This is a genomic window from Nonomuraea corallina (assembly GCF_027620315.1).
Taxonomy (GTDB): domain Bacteria; phylum Actinomycetota; class Actinomycetes; order Streptosporangiales; family Streptosporangiaceae; genus Nonomuraea; species Nonomuraea corallina.
Window position 1 is genome coordinate 24,289 of sequence record NZ_JAPNNL010000075.1, and the last position, 8,302, is coordinate 32,590.

Sequence of the window (8,302 nt, forward strand, 5' to 3'; positions counted from 1 at the left end):
CCGGGACGGTGCGGCGAGCGTTACGTGCCGATACGCCAGGCGTCGTGCGGAACCGGCGGCGGGGTGAGGGTGACCGCCAGGTCGGCGAAGGCGGCGGCCGAAGGGCGCGGGTCCGCGGGCAGGGCCAGGAGGACGGCGCGCCCGGCGGCGGGGTCCAGCGGGACCACGTGCACGCCCTCCCGGTGGACGGGCAGGGACAGCTCGGGGACGACGCTCACGCCCAGCCCTTCGGCGACCATGGCGAGGATGCTGTTGACGTCGCGTACCCGGTAGTGGCATCGCAGACTCGCCCCGGCCGCCTGCGCGAGCGCGGTGATCAGCGGCTCGCAGCCGCCGGTGGACATGATGAACGGGTGCCTGGCCAGCTCGGTCACCGGCGCCGAGAGGCGCAGGCCCAGCTCGTGCCCGCCGGGCAGGACGGCCAGCATGCGGTCGACGGCCAGTGTCCTGACCGCCGCCCCCGCGGGCAGCCCCGCGACCGCGGGCGTGCCCCCGGGCACGGCCGGGGATGCCGGGGCCGACACGGTCACGAGGTCGGCCGCGCCTGTTTCGAGCCACTCCAGCACCTCGTCGTCCGAGCCCTCCATCACTGTGAGCCGCACCTTCGGGTGGGCGTCCGCGAACCGCCGCAGGATCGGCGGGAGCAGCCGGGCGTTGGCGCTGGGGATGACGCCGACGCGCAGGCTGCCGCGCTCGTGTTCACGGGCCGCGGCCACCTCCCGTTCCAGCGCCTCCACCTGGGCGAGGACGAGCGCGGCGCGGCGGGACACGGCACGCCCCGCTGCCGTCAGGCTGACCCCGTGGTTGCCCCGGATCAGCAGCGCGACGCCGAGTTCGCGTTCCAGGGCGCGCAGCGCGTGGCTCACGGCGGACTGCGTGGTGCCCAGTTCCTCGGCGGCCCGCGTCATGGTGCCTGCCCGCGCGACCGCCCGCAGGATCCTCAGCTGGGTCAGGGTCACAGCGCCGCCCGCAACAGGCCGACGACCAGCGGGTGCGGAGCCCCGGGACGCGAGCGGGCCTGCGGCACGAACAGCGTCGCCACATAGTACGGATGCCCGGGGATCTCCAGCACCCTGGCTTCGCCGTCGCCGTCGACGCCGGTGACCGCGAAGCCGCCCTCGTGCAGGGTCGCCTGCCGGCCGGGATCGATGCCGAAGTTGCAGTAGTACTCCTCCTCCACCTCGGTCCGGCCGTACCAGGCCGCCACCCGGGAGCCGCCGGCGAGGGTGACGGGCATCGTCTTACCTGCCAGCGAGCAGGTCAGCTCCGACACGAACAGCGTGGAGGCGTACGGGTCGTACTCGGCGTGCTGGGCGTCCTCGTAGCCGAGCACGTGCCGGGCGTACTCGATGACCATGTGCTGGCAGCCGCCGCACGTCCCGAGCGTGGGCACGTGCCGCTCACGGCCGTGCCGGAGTGCCGCGAGGGCGCCGCGCAGGCTGCGGTACGGGCTGCCGGGCGCGCACCACAGCACGTCGGCGGCCCTGACCTCGGTCAGGTCGGACTCGAGCGGTTCGGTGGCCTGCCAGCGCACGTCCACCTCGACGCCGAGATGGGCCGCGGCGTGCCGCAGGGCGTCGTCGGTGGCCACGTGCGGGGGGAACGCCGGATCGCGGTCGCCGATGACCGCGACGCGCAGAGATCGTCGCATGGGGCCTCACTATGCGGCGGTCCGGGCCGGAGCGCCATGCCGGATGCCGCGTACGGCATGAGTGATCGCTCAGGTCGGCGGGCTCCCGTACGAGGCCCGCAGGCGGGGGCGACGGGTGGCCTCAAGCGCCGGCCCAGCGGCGGTAGGCGTCCATGTCGACGTTGCCGCCGCAGATGACAGTGGCCACGTGGCGCCCGGCGAACCGGTCGCGGTCCTCCAGGACGGCGGCGACGCCGAGGGCGGCCGAGGGCTCCACGACGAGCCCCGCGTGCTCCAGGAGCAGCCGCATCCCCACGACGATCGACTCCTCCCGGACCAGGACGGCGTCGTCGGCCACCTGCAGGAGGTCGTCCAGGACCGCGGCGATGGGATACCGGCCGGCGACGCCGTCGGCGATGGTGTCGGCGGTCTCGGTGGTGACGACCCGGCGTGCGTGCCAGGAGCGGGTCATCGCGGGGGCGCCGACGGGCTGCACGCAGATCACCTCGGCCTCGGGCAGCAGGCTCTTCACGACATAGCCGACGCCGGTGGCCATCGCGCCGCCGCCCAGGGCGATCAGGACGGTGTCGAACGCGGGCGACCCGCTCGCCAGCTCCAGGCCGATGGTCGCCGCGCCCTCGCAGGTCTCGATGTCCAGGCTGTCCTCCACCAGCCGGACGTCGCGCCGGCGCGCGAGACTCACCGCCCGCTCCCTGGCCGTCTCGAAGTCGCCCTCGACCAGCTCCAGCTCGGCGCCCAGCGCGCGGATCCGCTCCAGCTTGGCGGCGGGCGCCCCGCGCGAGGCCACCACCGTCACGTCGAGGCCGCGGCGGCGGCCGGACCAGGCGAGCGCCTGTCCGAGGTTGCCGGCGCTGGCGCACACCGCCTCCGTCCGGCCCTCGCCGGTCAGCAGGCTCGTGACGAGCTCGGTCCCCCTGCCCTTGAAGCTGCGGACCGGGTTCGCCGTCTCCAGCTTGACGGTGACCGTGCAGCCGAGCTGACGTCCCAGCGGGTCGCACTCGTACTGTGGCGTGTCCAGGAACCGCCGGTCGATCACGGCGCGAGCGGCGCGGATCCGGTCGAGGTCGAGGCGGGTGTCGAGGATGACCGGACGCATACCCCTGATTCCACCACCGCCCCGCGCCGTCCCACCACCCCGGGATCCGCCAGGCGTGGTGGGGTGCCGGGCGGCTGTGCCGTGTCGCTGCTGGACCAGGGGCTTCGTCCCGGCATACTCTCCCCTCGTCGGCCCCATGAGTGATGGCGGCGGTCACCGCCACCGGGGGCGGGCGTGTCGATCCCGGCTTCCGCGCGTCGGCAGGGCCGCGACGCCGCCGACCCGCGGCGACGGCCGGCGACGCGCCGCACCCGGCCGCGGAGCAACGAAACGCTGATCCACGGCGATGTCGGGCTGTCAGGTTTTCCCCCTTTTCGACGTGCGGGAGCGCAGCGATGGTGGATCTCGGTTTCGTCGGCCCCAGCCGCCCGGCCAATGACTACCGCTTCTTCGAGGTGGTCGACGGCGACACCCCGAAGATCGAGATGTCGATCCGGATGGTGTCGATCGACACTCCGGAGAGCGAGTACGGCGGCGGCCCGGTCACCGCCCAGGCCACGCTCGACCGGACCAGGGAGCGGCTGCGTGACGGGACCTACGACGCGCTCCCGGCCGAGCTGCGCGAACACCTCGTCGCGCGCCTCACCCCCGACGCCGCGCTGCGGCACCTGAGCGCCGGCAAGCTGGCCGCGGAAGCGCACCGGAGCATGGTGAACACCCGGCTGAGGCGGCCGGACGGCTCGCAGCGCAAGCTGGCCGTCATCGCCACCGGCGAACTCGTCGAGCAGAACGGCCGGCTGCTGGCCTACACCGCTCCCTGGTTCGCGGGCACCGCCTCCGACCCGCTGCCGCCGCGCGACCACCCCGACCGGCGCACCTTCAACCTCGACCTGGTGGCCCTCGGCTGGGCCGCCACCTTCGTCATCTACCCGTCCATCCCGCGGCCCTCCGACCTGAACCTGCTGCTGTCCGAGGCCGACGACGCCTGGCGGGAGCGGCGCGGCGCCTGGGCCCAGTTCGGCGCGGACCTGCTGCTGGGGTACGAGTACCGGGCCTGCGTCAAACTCGGCGCCGCCGACCTGGAGGACCCGGCCGCCGCGATCGCGGACGCGTACCAGCGGGTCTGCGTCGACCTGCGCACGCTCACCGAGGTGGGCCTGTTCGGTTATCACCAGGTGCCGCCCGCCCATCGGCTCTGGATCTGGGCCACCGACCTGGAGCGCGCCCGTACGGATCTGCCGCTCGTGAGCTGACCCCCACCGTGCCTTTTCTCGGCCGGTGCTCATTCAACGGAAGGCAAACTTCTCATAGGCGGAGGGGCGTGCGTTTCAAGTCCGTAGAGCGCCGGCACCATATCAGCGGAAAATGACTCTCAGGGTTGTCGGCTTTTTCCTGTGGGCCCGCGCACCATCGGCGACGTGAGAGCCATGGAAACGCGCCGGCCAACCCGTCTGAACAGCACGAACCCCCCGCATCGCAGCCTCACGGCGCCACCCAGCACAATGTCCACTTTGACCACTCTTAGACAAATACGAGGAGACCGTCGGAGCCATCGCTGGGCAGGAGGAATAGAGTAGCTAGCTAGATACATCCGAATCGACCCCGACCGCTGATTTCCCGGAAGACAGCACACGAACTCAGCGCACAGGCGGGAAGGCTACCGCGGACCACCGCGGGATCAGGCCGCCAAGCAACCGCCGCGCGGAGGGAGACGGCCATGAATCAGCCACGTTCCGCACGACCGCAGGAGGCGTCGCGAGACCAGATCCCTCCTCAGGCCCGAACGGAGTCGCCGTCGTCGCAAGCCCGGCCGGTGGCCGAGCGAACCGAGCCGACCGGCTGGGTCGGATGGGTGATGCTCGCCGGCGTCGGGATGATCATCGTCGGCTGCTTCCAGGCGTTCATGGGCCTGGTGGGGATCTTCAACACCGACTTCTACGTCGTCACCGCCTCCGGTCTGGCGGTTCCCGTCAACTACACGATCTGGGGATGGTTCCACCTGGTCATGGGTGTGATCGTCCTCCTCGCCGGCGCCGCCATCATGACGGGCAAGACCTGGGGACGGGTGGTCGGCATCGTCCTCGCCTCCATCCAGGCGCTCGTCAACTTCGCGTGGCTGCCCGCCTATCCGTTCTGGTCGACGATCGTCATCGCGATCGACATCCTCGTCATCTACGCCCTGGCCGTCCACGGCAAGGAGATGCAGGCGTTCGACAGGAGCGGGGCCATGTAGGCGCCGGGACGGGCTCAGGACCGGCCTGAGGACCGCGCGCGTCCGCTCGGTTCGGGGAGACCGGCGCTACTTCGGCGGCGCCGGTCTTTTCCCGTCCTCAGGCGGCTCCCCAGGCGAGGGCGGCTCCTCGGGCGGGGGCGGCTCCTCGGGCGGGGGCGGCGCGGCGGCCGTGGCCGCCGTCGGCTCACGCCTGGTGAGGAACGTGTCCACCAGCGAGAGCAGCATGGCGATCATGGGCACGGCCAGGAACGCGCCCATCGCCCCGAACAGCGACGCCCCGAGGATCACGGCCGCGAAGGAGACCCCGGGATGGATGTCCACCGCCCGCGCGCTGATCCTCGGCTCCAGGGTGAGGTTCTCCACCTGCTGGTAGAGCACCCCCCAGGCCAGCGCCACCAGGCCGATCCAGGGGCGGGGCGAGACCAGCCCCACCACCACCGGCAGCGCGATGGAGATGTAGGTGCCGATGGTCGGCACGAGCTGGGCGACCAGCCCCGTCCAGGCCCCGAGCGCGAGCCAGGACGGCATGCCGATGACCAGGAACACCAGGGCCGAGGCGGTGCCGTTGATCGCGGCCAGGACGAGCCGGGAGGACACGTACCCGCCGGTCTTGACCGTGGACACGTCCCAGATGCTGATGAACACCTCGCGGGACCGGTCGGGCAGCAACTGGGCGACCCACCTGCGCAGCCTCGGCCCGTCGGCCGAGAGGTAGAACGTCAGCAGCAGCAGGGTGAACAGGTTGAACACCACCCCCGTCACCGTCCCCAGCAGGCCGAGCACGCCGCTGAGCGCTCCTTGGGCGTACTCGGCCGCCTGCTGCGGGGTCAAGTTGATGGAGGCGAGGATGTCGGCGATCTCGTAACGGGTGCCGAGCAGGGCGTTGACCCGGTCGACGGCGCCGGTGACGACATCCGGCAGCGCCCTGAGCAGCAACGCGACCTGCTGCAGGAACAGCCCGCCGAACAGGGCGAGGAAGATCACCACGGCCACGATGGACACCGTCATCACCAGCAGCGCCGCCCTGCCGCGGCGCGTCCGCCGGGACAGGCGGCGCACGGCGGGCTCCATGGCCAGGGAGAGGAACCACGCCGCGACGAGCATGGTGATCAGCGACCCCGCGTCGACGAGGACGAAGCGTACGAAGAGCACCAGGGCCACGACGGCCGCCGCAGCGAGCCCGGCACGCCAGATGTTCGCGGGCGCGAGCAGCACCCGCACCACGGGCGGCTCCTTCGGCAGCTCCATGCCTCTCCAGGGTGTCGGCGCCCGGGTCCCGCGGCACGCCCGGGGGCGGTTCGCCGCGCGCGGCTGAGGCGACCTGCTCACGGTACAAGGGCACAGCCTTTGAGCTGGGCATTTGCCGACGTTCGGCGGGTTCTTGAGTGTCAGGCCTGGCGGGCGAGGTCGGCCTCGATGGCTCCCGCGGCGCGGGAAAGGGTCTCGACCAGCGACGGCAGCCGGTGCCGGTGGTATCTCGTGCTCGGCATCGACACCGACAGGCCGGCCAGGGCGCCCCCGTCCGGGGAGCGGAGCGGCACGCCGAGCGCCACGACGCCGCGCTCCGAACGCCCCTGGTTCAGCACGAAACCGTTGCGCCGCACCCGGGCCAGCTCGGTCCGCAGCCGGTCCAGGTCGGGCCGGTCGGCGGGGCGGTCGGCGTACCGGCCGGCCGGATAGACCGCCTCCAGCTCCTCGTCGGCGAGCTCGGCCAGCAGGAGCAGCCCGGCCGTGGTCCGGTGGGCCGGGAACACCATGCCCTCACGGGAGCTCACCCGCAGGCTCTGCGAGCACTCGACGCTGGCGATGAACCGGACCGTGTCCCCGGTGCGCACCGCCAGGTTGACGGACTCGCCGAGCACGTCGACGAGCCGGTGCAGGTGCGGCAGGGTCGCCTCGCGCAGCCGGGAGGCGAGCGAGGGCGAGTGGGCGGCGAGCTCCAGGACGGGGCCGGCCCGGTAGAGGCGCCGGTCGTCCTGGACGGCGAAGTCCCGGTAGACCAGCATCGCGAGCAGCCGGTGGGCGGTGGAGCGGGCGACGCCCAGCCGCTCGGCGACCTCCGAGACGGACAGCTCCCCCTCCAGTTGCAGCATCGTGGCGATCCGCAACGCGTGGTCGACGCTGTTGATCATGTAGGTCGGCGGATTCTTGAGCGGTTTGTCCATGGACCTCACGATTCCGCAGAGCAGAATTTGCGTTTCTGAAGAGTGCGGCAGCAGCAAGAATAGCTGTATGAGCAGCCCTGTGACCACGCGAAAGTCCCCGGTCCGGCTCCGCGCGAGCGACGCGCCGGGCCAGCCCGACGTCACTCCCGCGCTGGAGGACCTCTACCGCGGCTTCGAGCAGGAGCTGCTGGTGCCGCTGTGGACGGAGATCGGCGACCTGATGCCGGCCCATCCCCGCTCGCGTGCGGTGCCGCACCTGTGGCACTGGGAGAATTTGCGCAAGCTCGCCGAGCAGGCCGGAGCCCTCGTCCCGGTCGGCCGCGGCGGGGAACGGCGGGCGATCGCGCTGGCCAATCCGGGCCTGGGCGGCCGCCCCTTCGCCACCCCCACGCTGTGGGCGGCGATCCAGTACCTGATGCCCGGCGAGGACGCCCCCGAGCACCGCCACACCCAGCACGCCTTCCGCTTCGTCGTCGAGGGCGAGGGCGTGTGGACGGTCGTGAACGGCGACGCCGTCCCGATGCGCCGCGGCGACTTCCTGCCGCAGGCCGGCTGGAACTGGCACGCCCACCACAACGCGACCAGCGAGCCGATGGCCTGGATCGACGGCCTCGACATCCCGTTCCAGTACGCCTCCGACGCGCAGTTCTTCGAGTTCGGCCGCGACGAGATCAGCGAGGCCGAGCGGATCACGCCGGAGCGCTCCCGGTCCGAGCGGCTGTGGGCCCATCCGGGGCTGCGTCCGCTGTCCGCCGGTCAGCTCGCCCCGGGCAGCCCGCTGCTGTCCTACAAGTGGGAGTTCACCGACCGGGCGCTGGCCGACCAGCTCGCCCTGGAGTCCGAGGGCTTCGGCGGCACCGTCGAGCCCGGCCACGCCGCCGTCCGCTACACGAACCCGGCCTCCGGCGCCGACGTCCTGCCCACCATCCGGGTCGAGATGCACCGCGTCGTCCGGGGGGCGCAGACCGCCCCGGTACGCGAGACCGGCTCGTCGGTCTACCAGGTGTTCGACGGCTCCGGCAGCGTCACCGTCGGCGACCGTACCTGGTCGGTGACCCGCGGCGACCTGTTCGTCGTGCCGTCCTGGGAGCCCTTCTCCGCCCGGTCCGAGGCCGGCTCCACCGACTCCGACTCGGGCGCGCTCGACCTGTTCCGGTTCAGCGACTCGCCGATCTTCGAGGCGCTCCGGCTCGACCGGGCCCAGCGCGACACCCGTA

8 protein-coding genes are annotated in these 8,302 nt (G+C 72.3%); 3 read left to right on the forward strand and 5 right to left on the reverse strand.

Features of this window, described 5'->3' with window-relative positions:
- Positions 1 to 20 precede the first annotated feature (20 nt).
- From OUY22_RS19450 to OUY22_RS19460, 3 genes are all read right to left on the reverse strand, one after another.
- On the reverse strand, positions 21 to 959 hold the full coding sequence (locus OUY22_RS19450) for a LysR family transcriptional regulator (protein WP_270156451.1): 939 nt from the start codon (positions 957 to 959) through the stop codon (positions 21 to 23).
- Positions 956 to 1,651: a CTP synthase C-terminal region-related (seleno)protein gene (locus OUY22_RS19455; protein ID WP_270156452.1), complete on the reverse strand. Its 696-nt coding sequence runs from the start codon at positions 1,649 to 1,651 to the stop codon at positions 956 to 958. The genes OUY22_RS19450 and OUY22_RS19455 overlap by 4 nt, the downstream gene beginning before the upstream one ends.
- A 121-nt stretch (positions 1,652 to 1,772) precedes the next feature.
- Positions 1,773 to 2,747 carry a threonine ammonia-lyase gene (locus tag OUY22_RS19460; protein ID WP_270156453.1) on the reverse strand — a complete coding sequence of 325 codons (975 nt, stop codon included), beginning with the start codon at positions 2,745 to 2,747 and terminating at the stop codon, positions 1,773 to 1,775.
- A gap of 335 nt (positions 2,748 to 3,082) precedes the next feature.
- On the opposite strand from OUY22_RS19460, the gene OUY22_RS19465 reads away from it, so the two are divergent.
- Together OUY22_RS19465 and OUY22_RS19470 are read left to right on the forward strand one after the other, a co-directional pair.
- Positions 3,083 to 3,940 carry a hypothetical protein gene (locus OUY22_RS19465; protein ID WP_270156454.1) on the forward strand — a complete coding sequence of 286 codons (858 nt, stop codon included), beginning with the start codon at positions 3,083 to 3,085 and terminating at the stop codon, positions 3,938 to 3,940.
- A 560-nt stretch (positions 3,941 to 4,500) separates the two neighbouring features.
- A complete protein-coding gene (locus OUY22_RS19470; protein ID WP_270156455.1) occupies positions 4,501 to 4,920 on the forward strand; it encodes a DUF7144 family membrane protein in 420 nt (139 codons plus the stop codon).
- 66 nt (positions 4,921 to 4,986) lie between these two features.
- On the opposite strand, the gene OUY22_RS19475 is transcribed toward OUY22_RS19470, so the two are convergent.
- Positions 4,987 to 6,168, reverse strand: coding sequence for an AI-2E family transporter (locus OUY22_RS19475; RefSeq protein ID WP_270156456.1), 1,182 nt, complete (start codon positions 6,166 to 6,168; stop codon positions 4,987 to 4,989).
- 140 nt (positions 6,169 to 6,308) lie between these two features.
- The gene (locus OUY22_RS19480; protein ID WP_270156457.1) at positions 6,309 to 7,085 is read right to left on the reverse strand and encodes an IclR family transcriptional regulator; all 777 of its coding nucleotides are present in this window, start codon (positions 7,083 to 7,085) and stop codon (positions 6,309 to 6,311) included.
- Between the two features lie 79 nt (positions 7,086 to 7,164).
- On the opposite strand from OUY22_RS19480, the gene OUY22_RS19485 reads away from it, so the two are divergent.
- A partial coding sequence (locus tag OUY22_RS19485; protein WP_270156458.1) for a cupin domain-containing protein occupies positions 7,165 to 8,302 on the forward strand: 1,138 nt, incomplete at its 3' end.

Bases quoted from the DNA above. Each gene is read 5' to 3' on its own strand.
- OUY22_RS19455 (WP_270156452.1), bottom strand. From the start codon at position 1,651: ATGCGACGATCTCTGCGCGTCGCGGTCATCGGCGACCGCGATCCGGCG.
- OUY22_RS19460 (WP_270156453.1), bottom strand. From the start codon at position 2,747: ATGCGTCCGGTCATCCTCGACACCCGCCTCGACCTCGACCGGATCCGC.
- OUY22_RS19465 (WP_270156454.1), top strand. From the start codon at position 3,083: ATGGTGGATCTCGGTTTCGTCGGCCCCAGCCGCCCGGCCAATGACTAC.
- OUY22_RS19475 (WP_270156456.1), bottom strand. From the start codon at position 6,168: ATGGAGCTGCCGAAGGAGCCGCCCGTGGTGCGGGTGCTGCTCGCGCCC.
- OUY22_RS19480 (WP_270156457.1), bottom strand. From the start codon at position 7,085: ATGGACAAACCGCTCAAGAATCCGCCGACCTACATGATCAACAGCGTC.